The 16,682-nt window shown below is 55.7% G+C and carries 12 protein-coding genes and 1 tRNA gene; 4 read left to right on the forward strand and 9 right to left on the reverse strand.

Annotated elements, in window-relative coordinates:
- The 6 genes from BF99_RS20290 to BF99_RS0105455 form a co-directional block, all read right to left on the reverse strand.
- Positions 1–444: hypothetical protein (locus BF99_RS20290; protein WP_038097420.1), on the reverse strand; the 444-nt coding region annotated here is incomplete at its 3' end.
- A 380-nt stretch (positions 445–824) separates the two neighbouring features.
- Entirely contained in the window at positions 825–2,099 is a 1,275-nt protein-coding gene (locus tag BF99_RS0105430; RefSeq protein ID WP_197019053.1) for a YjgN family protein, read from the reverse strand.
- Between the two features lie 91 nt (positions 2,100–2,190).
- The gene (locus BF99_RS0105435; RefSeq protein WP_025770072.1) at positions 2,191–3,288 is read right to left on the reverse strand and encodes a M48 family metallopeptidase; all 1,098 of its coding nucleotides are present in this window, start codon (positions 3,286–3,288) and stop codon (positions 2,191–2,193) included.
- Positions 3,289–3,368: 80 nt separating this feature from the next.
- Positions 3,369–4,700: a YjgN family protein gene (locus BF99_RS0105440; protein WP_025770073.1), complete on the reverse strand. Its 1,332-nt coding sequence runs from the start codon at positions 4,698–4,700 to the stop codon at positions 3,369–3,371.
- A 217-nt stretch (positions 4,701–4,917) separates the two neighbouring features.
- Positions 4,918–5,451 carry a hypothetical protein gene (locus BF99_RS0105450; protein WP_197019054.1) on the reverse strand — a complete coding sequence of 178 codons (534 nt, stop codon included), beginning with the start codon at positions 5,449–5,451 and terminating at the stop codon, positions 4,918–4,920.
- Positions 5,452–5,462: 11 nt separating this feature from the next.
- Positions 5,463–8,249 carry a BPTD_3080 family restriction endonuclease gene (locus BF99_RS0105455; RefSeq protein WP_038097430.1) on the reverse strand — a complete coding sequence of 929 codons (2,787 nt, stop codon included), beginning with the start codon at positions 8,247–8,249 and terminating at the stop codon, positions 5,463–5,465.
- A 230-nt stretch (positions 8,250–8,479) separates the two neighbouring features.
- Between BF99_RS0105455 and BF99_RS0105460 the strand changes: the two genes are divergently transcribed.
- On the forward strand, positions 8,480–9,880 hold the full coding sequence (locus BF99_RS0105460; protein ID WP_038097432.1) for a multicopper oxidase family protein: 1,401 nt from the start codon (positions 8,480–8,482) through the stop codon (positions 9,878–9,880).
- Between the two features lie 40 nt (positions 9,881–9,920).
- On the opposite strand, the gene BF99_RS23700 is transcribed toward BF99_RS0105460, so the two are convergent.
- The gene (locus BF99_RS23700; protein WP_231471316.1) at positions 9,921–10,103 is read right to left on the reverse strand and encodes a hypothetical protein; all 183 of its coding nucleotides are present in this window, start codon (positions 10,101–10,103) and stop codon (positions 9,921–9,923) included.
- Positions 10,079–11,779: a DUF262 domain-containing protein gene (locus tag BF99_RS0105470; protein ID WP_081759119.1), complete on the reverse strand. Its 1,701-nt coding sequence runs from the start codon at positions 11,777–11,779 to the stop codon at positions 10,079–10,081. The genes BF99_RS23700 and BF99_RS0105470 overlap by 25 nt, the downstream gene beginning before the upstream one ends.
- Before the next feature lie 268 nt (positions 11,780–12,047).
- Here BF99_RS0105470 and BF99_RS0105480 point away from each other — a divergent pair.
- The 3 genes from BF99_RS0105480 (at position 12,048) to BF99_RS22400 (ending at position 16,304) form a co-directional block, all read left to right on the forward strand.
- Positions 12,048–12,123 (forward strand) — tRNA-Lys (locus BF99_RS0105480).
- Between the two features lie 289 nt (positions 12,124–12,412).
- Positions 12,413–14,350 (forward strand): ATP-dependent nuclease, encoded by a 1,938-nt coding sequence (locus BF99_RS0105490; RefSeq protein ID WP_025770080.1) that lies wholly within the window; start codon positions 12,413–12,415, stop codon positions 14,348–14,350.
- The gene (locus BF99_RS22400) at positions 14,343–16,304 is read left to right on the forward strand and encodes an ATP-dependent helicase (RefSeq protein WP_025770081.1); all 1,962 of its coding nucleotides are present in this window, start codon (positions 14,343–14,345) and stop codon (positions 16,302–16,304) included. Before BF99_RS0105490 ends, BF99_RS22400 begins: the two co-directional genes overlap by 8 nt.
- A gap of 133 nt (positions 16,305–16,437) precedes the next feature.
- Here the strand turns inward: BF99_RS22400 and BF99_RS0105500 are convergent, their stop codons facing one another.
- The gene (locus BF99_RS0105500) at positions 16,438–16,617 is read right to left on the reverse strand and encodes a hypothetical protein (protein ID WP_025770082.1); all 180 of its coding nucleotides are present in this window, start codon (positions 16,615–16,617) and stop codon (positions 16,438–16,440) included.
- Between the last annotated feature and the right edge of the window lie 65 nt (positions 16,618–16,682).

Consider the following 16,682-nt stretch of genomic DNA (forward strand, 5'->3'; position numbering starts at 1 on the left):
CGGATCCGGCTCCCAGCCCATCGATTTCAACACCACGGCGAAATCCAGTTCTTCTTCCGGATCGGGCTCCCAACCGATCGCTTCCAGCGCCGCCCGCAACGACATCACTCGACCTTGCTCGTTGCGACAAAGGACATAAGGGGCGAGCGCGGTCTTGACGCAATCCATCTCGACCGTCGCAAAATCCAACTCCTCTTCGGGGTCGGGCTCGAAACCCAACCCTTCCCGCACGGTGGCGAAATTCAGTTCTTCCTCCGGATCGGGCTCCCAGCCGACCGCCTCCAACGCCGCCCGCAGCGACATCGCTTGCCCCTTCTCGTCCTGACAGGCGATATAGGGAGCGGTGGCGGTTTTGGTGCAGCTCACTTCGCCGGCAATGGCGGAACCGGGCCCGGCAAGGAGAAAACCGGCCGATAGGATCATCGTCGAGATTGTTTTTTTCATCGCTTGCACCTCGTCGAAATCAACGCTTGAAGAGAAAGGGTCAAGATATCGTCCTTGATTCCACCATTAGATTAAAACGAGATATTTGTCAACACCACCGCTCTGGAGATCCGAGCCCGACCCTTCGCCTCCGAAAGTTGTTGAATCGTCTTTTCATCCACCAGCCGAAGGATTGAGGCACGCATGCTCCGGCATGATATCGGGCGAATTCTCGAAGGGGCGACGATCCGGCGGAAGGGGAAAGACAAGGGAAAAACGAGAGATCCGCCCTTGCGCCGACCCCGTCGCCCATCCTTCAATTATCGCCCAATCCATCACCCTTGACAGGGGCGATACATCCAAGGTCCGCAGGATGCAGGGTTTTTTGCCTTCGCATCCTGCTAGGTCGCCCCGAAGTCGAAATCCCAACCGCCGATATCGGCGAACTCGCCCGCCAAAGCGGTGAGATCGTCGCCCGCCGAGGAATACTCGGCCGCCGTTTCGGGTCCGAGGCGAAGCTGCAGGCGCTCGGCGACATAGCGGTAGGCGCGCACGCGGGCCCAAGGGTACATAAGGCCAACGGTCAAGACGATCAGCACATAGTTGGTGGCCAGCAATCGGGCGTAGAGCCGCCAATCGAGGGTGGATTCGATCGCGCTGTCTGCGCCGATGCGAAAGGATCGCCAGTACAAACAGGCAAATACGGAGCGGTAGATGGCGAAGATGCATATCGCATAGAGCGCCAACGCCACCAAACCCCATCTGCCGGCTTCGATGAACCAAAACCCGAGCGAGTATCTGAATCCGATCTCCTCGATATTGAACTGCGAGAGCGGGTAATCGCTCAACATGCCGATAACGCCGAAGAGGACGATGGTAAAAAGGATGGTCGCCAAGAGGAGCGTGCCCCAGCCGGCGTAATAGCTCTTGAGGGAACTTGTGAAAAAAAAGCGCAAGCCTCCGAACTGCAACTGGCCGATCTGGATGCGATGGTCGAGGTGCAGCAGCAGCGGAAAGAGGAACAGGGCGATGGCGGCGGCGATGTAAAAACCCGTGAAATAATCGCTCCAAAGACCCTCCGATGGGTAGTAGCTGTAAGTGATGATCAATAGAGCGTAGCCGAGGAAGAGTACCACCGCCCATCGGTATTCGAGACTGTAGCGAAAGCGAACCGTGCGATGTATCGTATGCCGGGCGATGAAGGTGCGTGCGCGCACCAAGGCGATCGGCATCAGCAGCAAGGTGAGGATCAAGAAGATGCCGATGCCGGACCAGTAGAGATCGAAGAAGATCTCGGCGCTGATCAAGGCCACCGAGATCGCAACGATGATGGCGCGGGAAATCAGGATGTCGATGGGCTGGGCGTCGAATTCCAGGTTGTGGTGGCCTATATAGGTATGCCCCATGAAAAAACGCCGGTCGCGCACCCTTGCCCAAGCGCTGTAGATGCCCAAGGTGATGATCGTCAGCAGCGTATTGGCGATGTAGAGCTCGAAGTACTGATCGGCGGAGCCGTCGAAGCGAATCGGGATGGCGGTCGGGGCGGCTTTTGAGTCGGATTCGGGCGTTTCTTCCAAGGCGCCTTCCGAAGGATCGAGGGTGGCGGCTTCGGGAACGAGGCCTCGGGTGATCTCGGTTCGATCGATTGAATGGCTTGAATGGCTTGAATCGTTCATGGTTTCTTGGCAAGGCGATGGTTTTTCATGACCGGCACTTTCTTTTATGAACGGCGCACCGCTATTCGAGGCTTTGCGAGCCGAGGCGATTTCAGCCTTCGAGGGCCGCTGCGCACTCTCTCGCATGGGCGATCCGTTCGGGGAAATCGGGGTGGGTGCTCAAAAAATCCCATAACCCGTCGCTCTCGCTCTCCTTTTGCGATTCGCCCCGACCTTCGGCTCGCTCCTCGGCTTGCTCTTCGATTGGCCCCTTTTCGTCATCGACACTCCTTACCACCCCTTCGAGGCGATCGAGAGCATCGGTGGTCGAGGTGGCGGGATAACCTGCGCGGGACAGGATCGCGGCGCTGACGCAATCGGCCTCGTACTCCGCCTCCCGCGAATACGTCAACTCCGCCAAACTCGGGATGTAGGCAAAAAGCGATGGGTCGGGGAATAAAAAAGCCGCGAGCACGAACCAAGCCGACGATGCCAGCAGCGCCTCGACACCGTGGCGCTCGGTCACATGCGCGATCTCATGCGCCAAGATACCGGCCACTTCGTTCTCGTTCAGCTTCTGGTAGAGGTCATAGGTGAAGATGATGGTCCCGTCCGGCAGCGCAAAGGCGTTGAGACGATCCTCGGTTCGGTCCAACAAGAAGCGAAAGGGGTAGTCGTCGCCCAGCGGGGCCGCCAGTTCCCGACCGATGCGCTCGATCTCCTTCGCGGCGGCGATCTCCTCTTGCCCCACGGGTTCGACATCGAACCACCAATCGATCTGCCCGTAGACGAGACTCCCCAGGCTATGGACCCATTCCTGCGGTAAATGAGGCGCCAGCCGGTCGGCGGCGCGCGGCACCACGACGAGGGACAACAAGGCGAGCACCAAAGCGCCGCCGAGCAGCAGCCCCGGCAGCCACAGATAGAGCCGCCGCTCGATGATCGCCCCCACCGGGATGGCTCTTCGGGCGATCTTTTGCGCCATCGGTCCGTCGGGGATCGACAGCGTGCCCATCCCGGGCACCGCCACCTTCAGCGGGACGCCCTCGATATAGCCGCTCACGCGGCATCGATCCAGCGGCAGGAGGCGAGAGGTGCCGTCGGCGAAGACAATCCGCAGCATCTGCGGACTGTCCGTGCTCACGGTGACATCGACGGAATCGATCTCTCCTTCGGCAAACCAATCGGCGGGGCAGGAGCCTTCTTCCATGCAGGTCGTTATCCGGGGTGTGGCGGGGGCTCGCAAGGCCTGTTTTTACTGCGATCCGCCGCCTGCGGGGTGCGTCTTGCCTAGATCGCGCCGAAATCGACGTCCCAGCCGGCGACATCGGCGAACTCACCGGCCAAGGGGGTGAGATCGTCGGAAGAGGAGAAGTACGCGGCCGCCGTTGCCGGTCCGAGCCTGACTCGCAGGCGTTCGGCGACATGGCGGTAAGCCCGCACCCGAGCCCAAGGATACATAAGACCCAGACTCAAGATGATCAGTATGTAGTTGTCGATCAGCAGCCGCGCGTAAGGCAACCACTCGAGACGGGATTCGATCGCGCTGTCCTCGCCGATGCGAAAGGAACGCCAGTACAAGCAGGTGAGAATGGAGCGATAGGGAGCCATGCACACCACATAAAGCAAGGTGGAAAGGACAGCGATCACCGCGCCGACGAGCAATTCACTTCCGGGATCGGCACGGATAAGGAGAGTAACGATGTAGTCGATGATGAAGATCGCCGCGGTCACGACGATGGATATGCCGATCGACCACAGTGAAGCCTTCATCATCCCCCGATAGTAAGGACCGATACGGCCCTCGTAGGAGAAGGGTAGTTTGCCGAGGAGCAGTTGGTCGATCTGGATGCGATGGTCGAAGTGAATCAACAGCGGATAGGCGAGCGCAGCACCGACGAGGGAGGCGAAGAACGGGGTCCAGTAGGTCGTGTCCTCGGTCGTGGTCACCAAGGTCGTGGTCACCAAGGTCGCGGTGTAGGTGATGAGGATGGCGAAAAAGGCGTAACCGAGGTACAGGATCACCGGCCGCCGATATGCCAAGCGGTAGCGAAAGCGAACCGTGCGGTGGATGGTATGCCGAGCGATGAACGAACGCCCTCGCACCAGCGCAAAAGGCATCAACAGCAAAACCCCGACCAGGAAGATGCCGACACCCGACCAGATGAACTCGAAACGAATCTCGGCGAAAAGCAAGCCCCCCAAGACGATGACGACGAGGATGCGAGAGACCAGGATGCTGACGGGGTGGGCGTCGAATTCCAGGTTGTGCTTGCCGATATAGGTGTTTCCTGAAAAAAAGCGTCGGGTGCGAATGCGCGCCCAAGCGCTGTAGATACCCAAGGTGATGATCGTCAGCAGCAGGTTGACGGTGAATAACTTGAAATACTGCTTGGCCGTGCCATCGAAGGAGATGGGAACGATATTTCGGGTCTCTTGGGTACTTTTGACGTCCGGGGCATCTGCGCTATTTGCGGCCACGGCGGCATCTTGAGTGTTCGAGGCCGAAGCGGTATCCGCAGCAGTATCCGAAACGACCTCCGAAACGGCGCTTGGAACGACATCCGCGGCGCTTTCCTCGCTATTTCGATCTCGGGTGGATAAATGGTTTGGATCGCTCATGGCTCGAAGGTTCGATATGACAATGAAAGGAACGGCGCATCGCCGACCTAAGCGGGATGCGGCATCGAAGGGTTTGGACGGGTATCGTTGGCCGGCGGCAAAATCGAGGATTGACGGATCGATATCTCGATGACATATTCTACCCCCTTTACCTCTTGCCGAGCCGAATCGAGGCGGGGCGTCCAAGGGGTGGAACGATATAAAGACCGAAGCGGGATCAATCCTTGCAATGTCCCGATACTTGCAAAATCGCCTCTTCGAACCCCGAAAGATCGAATGCGAGGGCGTGGGTCTTACCACCCTCATCGTCGATGCGGGCGTGCATCGTCCTCTTGCCTTGCCGCATCTCGTTCACGATCTCTTGCGCCCCCTCATCGAAGATGGAGGATGTGGATCGATCCACATACCATGAAGGGGAGGTGATCGAGGCTCGTTCATCGACCTGCAACACCACTTCGACGAAACCGCCCGAACCGATGAATTCATTCCAATCGATCGCAAGGCCGAGGGTCTTGACATCGCTTTGGCACACGATCATCAAACCTGCGCCGCTCCCGTTGTCAAGATGCCCCTTCGCGGCGCGAGCGATGAACGAAGTTCCCTGCCTCGTCACCGGATCGATGGTTTCGCCGTACCACCATCCCAAGCCGATATGACGCGTTCGTGCTTTTGCCGAAGGGGCAAACAGAATCGACACGATGAGCGCAGCGGCAATCACGCCGATCATCAATCGATGCACCGATCGATCCACCTTGCTCTCGATCAAGCGGCCACGGATTCGAAGGCGGCATGTCGTTCCAAGATGCCCTTGATATCGGCAGGATCCGTCGAAACGGCAAAAGCCCAGCGGCCGTATTTTCCATCCTCGTTGACGGCATCGATCCATTCGCCCATCGCTCGATGCTTGGCGCCGTCGGCAAAGCGCATCACTCCTTTGACTTCCAATACCAGCATCGTGCCGTTATGGAGCCGAATCAGGAAATCGGGGCGATAACGGCGCACCACTCCTTTATAGGCATAGAAGATCTCGAATTTGAGATGATCGTTCTTGACCCAAGCCTGAACCAGCGAACTTTTATCCAAATAACAAGCCTCCGTTTCTTCCCATGCACTATCGAAAACGCAGCGATTGATATGGCTTTTCAAGGTCCGCTCGCTGGGTCTGGACGTTCCCCAAGGCAGCATATCGTCGGTGCGACACAAAGGCCGCTTGCGATCTAAAACCAACTCCCGGCAAGCGATATTGCTCTGGCGAATGGCATCGATAAAAAAGTTGACAATTCTGGTCATGTACAAGGCGACGAAGAGCCGCTTGCGATCGGGTTCATCGGGCTCGGGGATGAAGCGCACCTTCTTCGAGCGCATGAATTCCTCCGCCAACAGGACCAACTGGCCGATCAGATGCCCCTGACCGCCTTGCCATTTTTCGCCGAATTCCTTGTAGGCCTCGATCGCGGCTTTGAAGGTCAGGGTCTGCAAACGCAAGCGATCGGCCAATACGCGCTTGAGATCGATACCGAGCAAATTACCTTCGTCCTCCAATCGGGCTCCCAAGGTCTTGGCCAACTCGGCGGCGGTGACGGTATCGAGGGTATCGATATCGAAGGGCTCGGTATTGTCCCAATCGACCTCCAAGCGACTCCTTTGGATATATTCGATGCGCAGCACATTGGGCCATTCGATACCGAATTCCCCGCGCCTTGACTTGATCGCCTCGATCCAGTGTTTGAGCGCCGGAGGCGACGAGGAAGCCCCATCGTCCTCGTGCGGCAAAAAGGAAAACGGCACGCCGAAGACATTGACATATTCCGGCTCGTACAGGCCGGTATCCTGATTGACATCGTAGGAGGCGCGCCGCAACCCGCGGCCGACCACCTGCTCGCAAAGCATCTGGCTGGTAAAGGCCCTTAGACCCATGATGTGGGTGACGGTCTTGGCATCCCAGCCCTCGGAGAGCATGTTGACCGAGATCACATTCTGGATCTTCTCCCCCGGCTCCCCGACACGCCCGACGGTGTTGATCCGCTGCCGCATCGCCTCCGCCCGCTGCCTTCTATTCTTGGGGTCGGGCGGCGCATCGATCGCGTCGACATCCGCCTCCTCGACCGTGCGTTCCTCGGCGTCTTTGAGCACCTTGGAATCGATATGCAACAGGCTATCGGCATCGCAAAGGGCGGGATCGACCGCCAAAGCGCCATGCTCGAAGGCGTATTTGATGCGAGCGGCGGTCTCGGTGCTATTTGCTACGGTGATCATCACCGGCGGGGTGTCGCCGTGCTTCCAAGCCTTCTTGGCCTCCAACCAATCCTCCCCCAGCAGCATATAGGCTTGGTTGACCAGATCGGGCAAGGGGGTATGAGGGGGGCGCCCGCTTTTGAGGTCGTTTTTCACATCGTCGCTGGAATAGATGTGGTAGAGCCTCGATTTGAAAGGCGCGGGATCAACCTTGGAATCGTCCCGGACCACGACGCGCGGGGTCTTGACCAATCCGGTCTCGATGGCATCGGTCAAACCGAAATCGCTGACGATCCAAGGGAATAGAGCCTCCTCGGTGGTCTTTTTGCCGCTCGGGGCGAAGGGGGTGGCGGAAAAATCGAAGCAGTTCGAAATACCGCGGATCCTGTGGATGCGATCGAGCCCCCCGACCCACTTGGTCGCCTCCTCGACTTGCGCCTTTTCGATACCCTTGGGGCGGGCTCCGGCCGGAACGCGCCAAGCATGATGCGCCTCATCGTTGATGACCACGATTTTGGAGGTGCCGGACATCCCGCCCAGTACCCGGCGCACATAGGCTCGATCGCTCATGGCCCCGCGTTTGTCGACACCGACCTTGCGGGCCATCGCCTCGCCGGTCTCCCAGTTGAGCGCATGCCAGTTGTGGATCACCACCTGCGCGTTGCCGAGATCGTCCTCCCAACCGCGGGGCAGGATATCGAACTCGCGGTAGTAATTGCCTTGGGTTCTCGGATCCAGCACCTCGAGCCGGCGGCGCACGGTCAGATTGGGAGCGACGATCAAAAAGCGCTTGGCGAAACGGGGATCCGAGGCATTGGCCACCTTGTTGCATAGCTGCCAGGCAATCAGCATGGCCATGACCACGGTCTTGCCGGTACCGGTGGCCAACTTGGAACACAGCCGCCGGAAGGGTCCGCCGTCGCCTTCGATATGAATGCCGCTCTGCTCGGCCTCATGGGTCTCGATGAGCCAGATCAGCGTCTCGATCGCTTCCAGCTGGCAGAAGAAAAAACGCGGGGCTCGCTCCTCGTCGCGCCAGTGATCGAGCAGTTTTTTGGTGGTGCCGCCAATCCCGGGATAGCCCTTTTCGCGCCAAGCATCGACCCGCCCTCGGATCCGATTGACCAACTCCAGCTCGATGAACCGCCCGCGATCTTGTTGCGCCGGGGCCGTGGGATCGGAGACGTAATAGCCCGCCGGGCGGCGGCGATCTCTTTCCAAGATCAAGCGATCGCTTTTCTCATCGAATACCCAATGCCCCTCGGGGGCATCGAAGGGCTTGTTGATGATGAGTTTTCGGTTATTATCGAGCATGGTTGATCGACCTTTGATTTTCGGGCGACGACTTTGGGCAGAGACTTCCGCAGCCGGCGTCGGCTTGGGTTCGAAAAACGCCTGACGAACATCCGGGGGCATCGACATCGAAGGCGCATTAAACTGTATCTTCTATCCTCGCTTACCAGTGCCGGGTACCGAGCCCGGGATACCGAGCCGCTCCCGACTCCCCCTTTTAGAAAAAGGGCTTGGAGCATCACGAGATGATCATGCACAGACGGCAGTTTCTCCAACTCACCGGCGGCGGCGCAGTGGCCGCTTTATGCCCATCGGTGGCCGCCGACATCGGATCGATCAAGCGATTGGCGATCCGCGCCCAGTCCGGTCGGGTGCATATCGTCGGGCCCGATTTTCCCGCCACGGCGATCTGGGGCTACGACGGCCAGGTCCCCGGCACTTCGATCCGGCTGGTGCACGGACAAGCCTTGGAAGCGAGCGTCCACAACGATCTCGACGTACCGACCTCGGTGCACTGGCATGGCATCCGATTGCCCAATGCGATGGATGGCGTCGCCGGCGTGACCCAGCCCGCCATCGCCCCCGGTGATTCGTTCGACTACCGATTCACCCCGCCCGATGCCGGGACATTTTGGTATCACTCGCATATCAACGCCCACGAGCAGGTCGGCCGAGGGCTATACGGTCCCTTGGTGATCGAGGAAAAGGAGCCGCCCGTCGTCGATCGCGATCTCGTCTTGATGATCGACGATTGGCGCTTGCTCGACGACGCCTCGATCAAAGAGGACTTCGAATCGGGCCATGATCGCTCGCACGCCGGACGCATCGGCAACGCTCCGACCGTCAACGGACGCTTTCGAGATGTCCTCGAAGTACGATACGGCGAGCGCCTCCGGCTACGCTTGATCAACGCCTCGAACGCCCGCAACTTCGCCCTCGATTTTGCCCCTTTGAAGCCCGATGTCATCGCCATCGACGGCCAACCGATCACCCCTTACCGCCCCGACGATGCAATTGTCATCGCCGCCGGGGGCCGAGTCGATCTGATCGTCGATATCTTCGCAGATCCCGGATCGATGCTCGAAGTGAGCGATAGTTTCTACCGCCGACCTTTTAGCCTCATCAAATTCGCGGTCGGCGATGAGCCGCTCAGGCAATCGCCATTGGAAACCGCCATCGCCTTGAACCCGGCGCAACTCCCGGAGCCGGACCTCTCCAATGCCAAAAGCTACGAGGTCGTCTTGGACGGCGGAGCCATGGGAGGCTTGGAGCGGGCGATGATGGACGGCAAATGGATGAACTTGTTCGACATCGCCCGCCAAGGCTACGCATGGGCATTGAACGATATCGTCGGCAACCGACTCGACATGCCCCCTCTGATCGACGTACCCTTGGGCACCCACATCAGCCTGACCATCGACAACCGAACCGCCTTTCCTCACCCGATGCATCTGCACGGCCATCATATCAAGTTGCTTTCGATCGACGACCATCCCGTCCCGCAACCCCATTGGGTCGACAGCCCCTTGGTAATGCCTCGACAAAAGTTGCAATTCGCCTTCGTCGCCGACAACCCCGGCAAATGGCTATTCCACTGCCACATCTTGGAACACCACGCCGCAGGCATGGGCTCGATTGTGAGGGTGTCGTAGATCCGACCGCATTGAAACAGCCGATCGATAACGCCGAAGCTCAAGAAAAGCCCTTATTCGTCGAATAGCGATGAGAGCCCGTCAAGGCGAGCGGCAAGACCGGCATCCACTCCCCTACTATCTTCTTTACGATGCGGACGACTTTTTCGGTCATTTTCATGGGGCCATCGAAGCCGACTCGTAATACCATAAAAACCGTCAGCTCAACTGCGAAATCCTCCATACAGTATTGGCTTGATCGGCAAGCCATCTTTGATGCTTGATCAGCGTATCCATATCCCACTTGGGATAGGAGGCGATCTTTTGGTTGATCTCGTAGGGGCTCGCTTTGAGCACTTTCTTTTTTTCTTCGAAGGACTCTTGCGCAAGGTTTTGACTCTCAGGCAACAAGGCGAGATTACCCAATCGATCGATCGCATTCGAATAGTCCGAGACCCCGAAATATTCTTGCCACTCGACACTCGGAGAATAGGGAAGCACATGCTCCAAGGTGATATCTTCCGGCGGTTCGGATCCGCTGAGATAGCCCTCGATTTTTCTTAGAAAAAACGAGGCCCGACGGCGGGATTTTTGAGGATAGGTCTTATTGGAAAAACCGTTCTTGAACTCATCGTCCGTCGGATAAACATCTTTCAACGAGAGAATCGAATGTCTCAGATCGACATTTTCATTTGTGATATTCATCGCCATTTCATTATATAAATCCTCCAAAGGACTCGGGGATTTTCCGCATATTACGATATATCGCACCGAAAAATCGATGACCTTCTTCATCAACTTGATATATTGCTCAATATCCATTCGATCGAGTCCGGCCATCATCACCCCGAGCGGCATCTTTATATTTAATAAATTGATCGATTTAACCAAATCCCTCAACTCCGATTCTCTATCTGCACCCCATCTTCCCCATAAATCATCATTGTGGCTATGCAATGCCGCGAATATCGGCGCATATTCCTTGATGTCCTCAAGATACGGAAAGACTTTATCCTTGCGATCGATATCATTCCGTAAATGTCTGAATAGATCCTTCATTCTTACGATCTTCTTCGTCATGGATCGATGACGTCTGATGAATTCGGAGAAGCCCGTCTCCCCCAACTCTTGAATTATCTCTTCCCATAAAACATCGAAACGATCGAACGCTTCTTCCGATCCGTCATCGTCTGCATCCAATGTGGACAGAAGATAGTTCCTCAAAAGATCGGAAACCGACAAGCGCAAGCCCCGAGCATTGAGTGTTTCGAATACCGTATAGGCATTCAGACTGTCTTTGACCTTGACCAAGGTGAATACCAGACCACCTGATATGTATTCAAGAATTTCGGCAACCCTCTCTCCGCTTTCCAAAGAGTCGAATCGCTTTTTGAAATATTCGAGCGCTTTTTCGATCCTCCTGTTCGAATCCCTCATACTCCTTCGATCGTCAACGTCTCTATCGCTTGATAGATCTTGAAAATATCGATTGTTTATGCGATTCAGTTCGAGTTTGGGAAAATCCCTCAAAGTAACCGGATCCTTGACACCGAAATATCTCTTCCGAAATAGATCCATGCGGGTTGTATTTCTCTCGATATCATTCCCCGAATCGATCAGGTGCCGTAACCGACTCAGCGCCGCCAAAATAACGATGGATAGGGTCGTCAATCGCTGCTGCCCATCGATGATACTGAAAACCTTCATATCATCAGGATCTTCTTGCAAGATCATATAGCCCATGAAGTGCTGCATCCGATCATCGGAGATCGATTGAATATCCTGCCAAAGCGCTTCCCATTGCTCGAGATCCCAAGAATAATCTCGTTGGAATTTCGGCACGATATACCTCTTGTCGTTCGACATGACCTCCGAATACGCGCTGTTGACGGTCTCGATGGCTATCCGGCGAAGTTGCATCGATGAATGACTCCAGATAATTACCAGCAAAGAAGCGAGCCTCGATCGTACCCGTCCAAGACACCTCGACACTCGGCTTCGAGGCTTTGGTTGGCCTTGGGGGACTCGAAAAATCGCCGATCATACGACCAAGAGCCTGAAAAACAAGCGAAATGCGCCAGATAAAGAGCCCTCCGCTCGATTCGTGTTATCATTCCCTTTGAATCTCGCTCGCCTTCACCCTCGATCGGGAGCATGACTTCCAAACCTTCTCGTTGACCCTCGTTCCGGGCCGTTAGCTCAGTTGGTAGAGCATCTGACTTTTAATCAGGTGGTCGCAGGTTCGAATCCTGCACGGCCCACCAAAACACCCCGAAAATCAATCGCTTACAAGCCTTGAGCCCTCCCCCTCGGCCTCGGTCGTTTTTCACGAAAACCCCTTTCTTTTCGGCGTTCGATGGGCAGGCGAGATTCCTCTTGCCGATGCGCCCCCGACCCCGAACGAAGCGCCGACACCTTCAATCCATCAAAAAAATGCGGAGCGCCTTCTCGCAAGTCGCTCGAATGGGAGGAGGGGTGGGCGAGACACCATCGCCCCGTGTGCGACGAGTGTGAAGCGGGCGCTGCGTCGAGCGCCTGCGAGGTGGGGTAGCGATGAAACTCACGCGAATACATATCAGGAATTTCCGATGCCTGCGGGATGTCGAGCTCTGCGTCGACCCCACCACGGTGCTCATCGGGGAGAATAATGTCGGCAAGACATCCATCCTCGAGGCGGTGCGAATCGCTCTGAGCCGCCGCTGGGGGCAAAGAGGGGGCGGCTTCGGCGAAAAAGACTTCTTTACGAAGGAGCCGGCAACCGAATCTCGTCCCGACGAAGCCATCAGTGTCGAGTTGGAGTTCGCAGAGAGCGAGGCCCGAGAGTGGTCCGAGAAGACTCTCGCTAATATGACTGGATATCTGCGGTATGACGCTCAAGCCAACCTGAATTCCGTATGTTTACGCGTAAAGTGTCAATTTGACAGCACTGCAGGCGATATCCAAACCACGTTTCGATTCATCGGACAAGATGAAAAGGAAGTGATCAGGAGGGTCGGGCGATCTGCAAATACGAGCCGTTTTTTCGACCATGTGCCTGTCTTCTCGCTCAATGCCCTACGAGATTCTCAGCAGGAGTTCCAACCAAGAGCCCACTTTTGGCGCAGTCTCCTGCGCTCCGTAAAAGTACCCGAGGATGAGTGGTCTTCGATCTCTGCCGAGATCGAGCAGCTGAACAAACGGGTACTCGATGCCGACCCGAAGATGAAATCCATCACCGACAAGTTATCCGAGATTCGCAATATCGTATCGAAAGCGAGCGCCGAATCCCTTGATCTTCGCGCCATGCCCCTCAACGAGTGGGATCTCGTTTCCCGCGCCGAGGTAATACTCCGTTCATCGAATACCGCACCGTGGCTGCCTCTGGCCAATCACGGACAAGGGGTTCAAAGTCTGGCGGTGATCTACCTCTTTCAGGCCTTTGTCGATCATCTCATCGGAGCATCGGACAAGTCGGATATCACCCCCGTGCTGCTCTTGGAAGAACCCGAAGCGCATCTGCACCCTCAAGCGGCCAGAGGCCTCGGCCGAGAAGTCATGGGGATCGCGGGCACCAAAATCATCGCCTCTCATTCCTCGCATTTCGTTGAAAAGATACCGATCAGGGCCCTTAGGGTACTTCGCCAAAGCGCATCGGGGACAGTGATCCGCCATCTACGAGACGAATTCCATGCCGAGTTGCCCGCAAACGATGCACTCTTGGACTTCGTAAGGGAGCATCCCGATTATTCCTTCGATACCACCAAGGGATATCTCGTCGTTAGAGGGCGAGTCGAGAAAAACGATCTTGCAAGACTGAGAGGCTTCTTCGGTGGAAAATCCATCGATGAGAAAAATCTCGAGGCCTTGGAGAGGCTATACCGGGAGAGTCAAGACTATTTCTCGGATGACGAGATCCGTGCATTTGAAGATCCGGTGAGGAGAATTCGAGGCGAGATCTTTTTCTCCCGTATTTGGGTACTCTGCGAGGGTATGACCGAATATCTGCTCCTTCATGCCTTCTTGACATTATTCGACTATCCTCTCGACGTCAACGGAGTCAGCGTCATCGATTTCAAGAACAGCGGGAAATCGGCGAGTACATTTGCCGTATTGGCCCGTGCTCTCGGCTTCCCGTGGATCATGACATGCGATGGCGATCAAGCGGGAGATGGATTTATCTCGTCTTTGAAAAACCGAGGATTCACCGACGAAGACATTGACAGGAATGTCATCCGAAATCCACATCGGAACTTGGAGGAATCGCTGATTCACTCCCATCTTCGATCCTCTTTGGTGGAGATCGCCGGAGAGTTGAACCTGTCAATCGATGCGAGCGTCAGCGACGAGGATCTAGCGGAGTCGATGAAACGCAATAAAAGCGAATTTGCCACTAGAATAGCTGAACGAGCATACCAAAAGACGATCGAAAAACATTCCTTGCCGGAATTTTTCACCGATATCTACGAGGCGATTCGCCGAAAAAATCAAGGGACTCTCGATGCCGATGAGTGAATTTGATACCGCCCTCGATACTCTATCAAAGAGCCAACGATGCGCCGTCAACTGGCAAGACGGTGCATTGCTCGTTCTTGCCGGTCCGGGTTCGGGTAAGACGCGAACACTCATCCTTCGCATCGCTCGGTTGCTTCTCGATACCCCCGATAGGCGATTTTGTGTGCTGGGGCTGACTTTTACGAATCGCGCTGCCGATGAAATGAGGCAGCGATTATTGGAATTGAATCCAGAACTGGAAGATAGGTTGTTTATCGGGACTTTTCACTCATTTTGCGTCGATGTACTAAGGCAAGATGGATTGCATGTCGGCATCAAGAGCGATTTCAGAATCTATTCTCTCGATCGAGACCGAGAACACATTCTCCAACGCTGTCTTCAGTCCGCTGTACCAAATGACGAGAGGCAATTGCTACGACGCTATAAGATTCTCCGTTATATCGATCGACTCCATGAACACCTTATCCCTCCGACAAGCGCCTACGACCATCTCCTACAAGAAGGAACAAGCGAGGATGGGAGTAAAGCCCTTGCTCATGCTTATGAAGCGTATCATGAAGGGATGAAGAGCAATAATGCCGTTGATTTTTCATCGCTCATATTCTTTACCTATACGCTCTTTAGTACTTACCCCAAACTAGCCGAAAGATATCAACGGGTCTACCCCTATTGGTGTGTGGACGAATTTCAAGATACCAACGAGGCGCAATACCGGTTGATCGCTCGAATGGCGACCGGTGGTTTTCGGAATGTCTTCGCCGTGGCGGATGACGATCAAATCATCTATCAGTGGAACGGAGCCGATTATCGGCGTTTGGAGCAATTTCAAAAGGACTTCTCGGCCGATCGAATTCAACTACCCGCCAACTATCGATGTCCCGGCGGTGTGGTTCGGCTTGCCAATCATCTGATCACTAACAACTCGCATCGCTCCTCGGATAAACAAGAATTGATCTCGATGAAGGACGAAGGCGAGAGAGAGCACGACGAGGGGCCTATCGATTCTTATGAGCTGCTTCGCTTCGATTCCGATGATGACGAGTTTCGAGGGGTTGCGAGCAGGATCGCCGATATCCGAGCATCGTCCACGCCCACCATTGCGGTTTTGGGACGATCTCGAGCGTTATTGGAAGGGGTCAAAGAGGAGTTGGATCGTGGAGGCATTCCTTCTTTCATTGCCCAAAGGCGAGATGAATTCGAAAGCCCTGCCTTTCGATTCATCGATGCTGCGCTCCATCAAAGTCTGTCCCGGGGGGATGAGCGATTCGTCGAGGATCTCGTGGGGGCTTTCTCGGCCGCCGTCGATCGCGAAGTGACATTGGAGTTGGAGGATGTGCTGGTGGCGGCGCAAGCCGAGCATGGTGATTATCTTCGAGGCTGGTTTCAACAGATGATGCTTCAACCGTTGTCGCAAGAGGCCAAAGCGCTCGTGCAATGCGTCAAATCAACGCTGATCGATAGCATCGACTATCGAACCTTCGTGAACGAGGCGATGGATTTTTTCGAAAGCGCTTGTATCGACTCGCCCGACGATCCCCTGCCTAAATACGAGGAGGACAAGAAGGCTTGGGAGGCCATCGAGACCGAGATTCATCAAGCCCTCGGTGAAAACCCCTCCCTCGATATGTTCTTGCAAGAGCTCGAACTTCGGTCAAAAGAGCCGCCGCCGGCAAAAGATGCGGTGGCATTGATGACCATCCATTCGGCGAAGGGCAACGAGTTTCATACCGTTTTTCTGATCGGACTCGCCGAGGAGGTATTGCCCTCGTGGCAAAGCCTGAAAAAAGGCGATGAGAGCCCCGAACTGGAAGAAGAGCGCAGGAACTGTTTCGTCGCCATCACCCGGGCCGAAAACCACTTGGTATTGAGCTATGCGCGGCGCTATCGGGGTCGGGAAAAGAATTCTTCTCGCTTTCTTAAGGAGATGGGGGTTATCCCCTATTCCCTTCTTTGATCGGATGGGGCGGGTAGTCGTCGTTCGGGGGTGAATGGCATTCGGGGGATTGGTGCTTTCTCGTATAAAACCCAAACCCACCGTCCATCGTGACCCTATAGACCTCATTGAAAACGACGCTCATTTGCAAGAGTCATTGCATACAGGTCGTAGTCGATGGCATCCCGGTAAGGAGGGAGGTGATTGTCAGCGCGATGCTGTCGTTATCGAGTTCTTCCATACTTTCGGATGACTTGCAATAAAAGCGCCGGCCGTCACCGGCCACGAGATTTTTTCCGGCTTTTTTCCCGGCCTTGGTGATGCGGAGTTTCACTGACGAAGGTGCCTGCTTCGAGGACTTGCGCCGATATTGGCGCGTTTTGGCGGCTTGACTTTTTA

The organism is Thioalkalivibrio sp. HK1, from assembly GCA_000583135.1.
In the GTDB taxonomy this organism is placed as follows: Bacteria; Pseudomonadota; Gammaproteobacteria; order HK1; family HK1; genus HK1.

Excerpts from the sequence above, each read along its gene's own strand:
- BF99_RS22400 (WP_025770081.1), top strand. The coding sequence starts at position 14,343 with ATGAGTGAATTTGATACCGCCCTCGATACTCTATCAAAGAGCCAACGA.
- BF99_RS0105470 (WP_081759119.1), bottom strand. The coding sequence starts at position 11,779 with ATGCAACTTCGCCGGATAGCCATCGAGACCGTCAACAGCGCGTATTCG.
- BF99_RS0105430 (WP_197019053.1), bottom strand. The coding sequence starts at position 2,099 with ATGAACGATTCAAGCCATTCAAGCCATTCAATCGATCGAACCGAGATC.
- BF99_RS0105435 (WP_025770072.1), bottom strand. The coding sequence starts at position 3,288 with ATGGAAGAAGGCTCCTGCCCCGCCGATTGGTTTGCCGAAGGAGAGATC.
- BF99_RS0105455 (WP_038097430.1), bottom strand. The coding sequence starts at position 8,249 with ATGCTCGATAATAACCGAAAACTCATCATCAACAAGCCCTTCGATGCC.
- BF99_RS0105490 (WP_025770080.1), top strand. The coding sequence starts at position 12,413 with ATGAAACTCACGCGAATACATATCAGGAATTTCCGATGCCTGCGGGAT.
- BF99_RS0105460 (WP_038097432.1), top strand. The coding sequence starts at position 8,480 with ATGCACAGACGGCAGTTTCTCCAACTCACCGGCGGCGGCGCAGTGGCC.
- BF99_RS0105440 (WP_025770073.1), bottom strand. The coding sequence starts at position 4,700 with ATGAGCGATCCAAACCATTTATCCACCCGAGATCGAAATAGCGAGGAA.
- BF99_RS23700 (WP_231471316.1), bottom strand. The coding sequence starts at position 10,103 with ATGGAGGATTTCGCAGTTGAGCTGACGGTTTTTATGGTATTACGAGTC.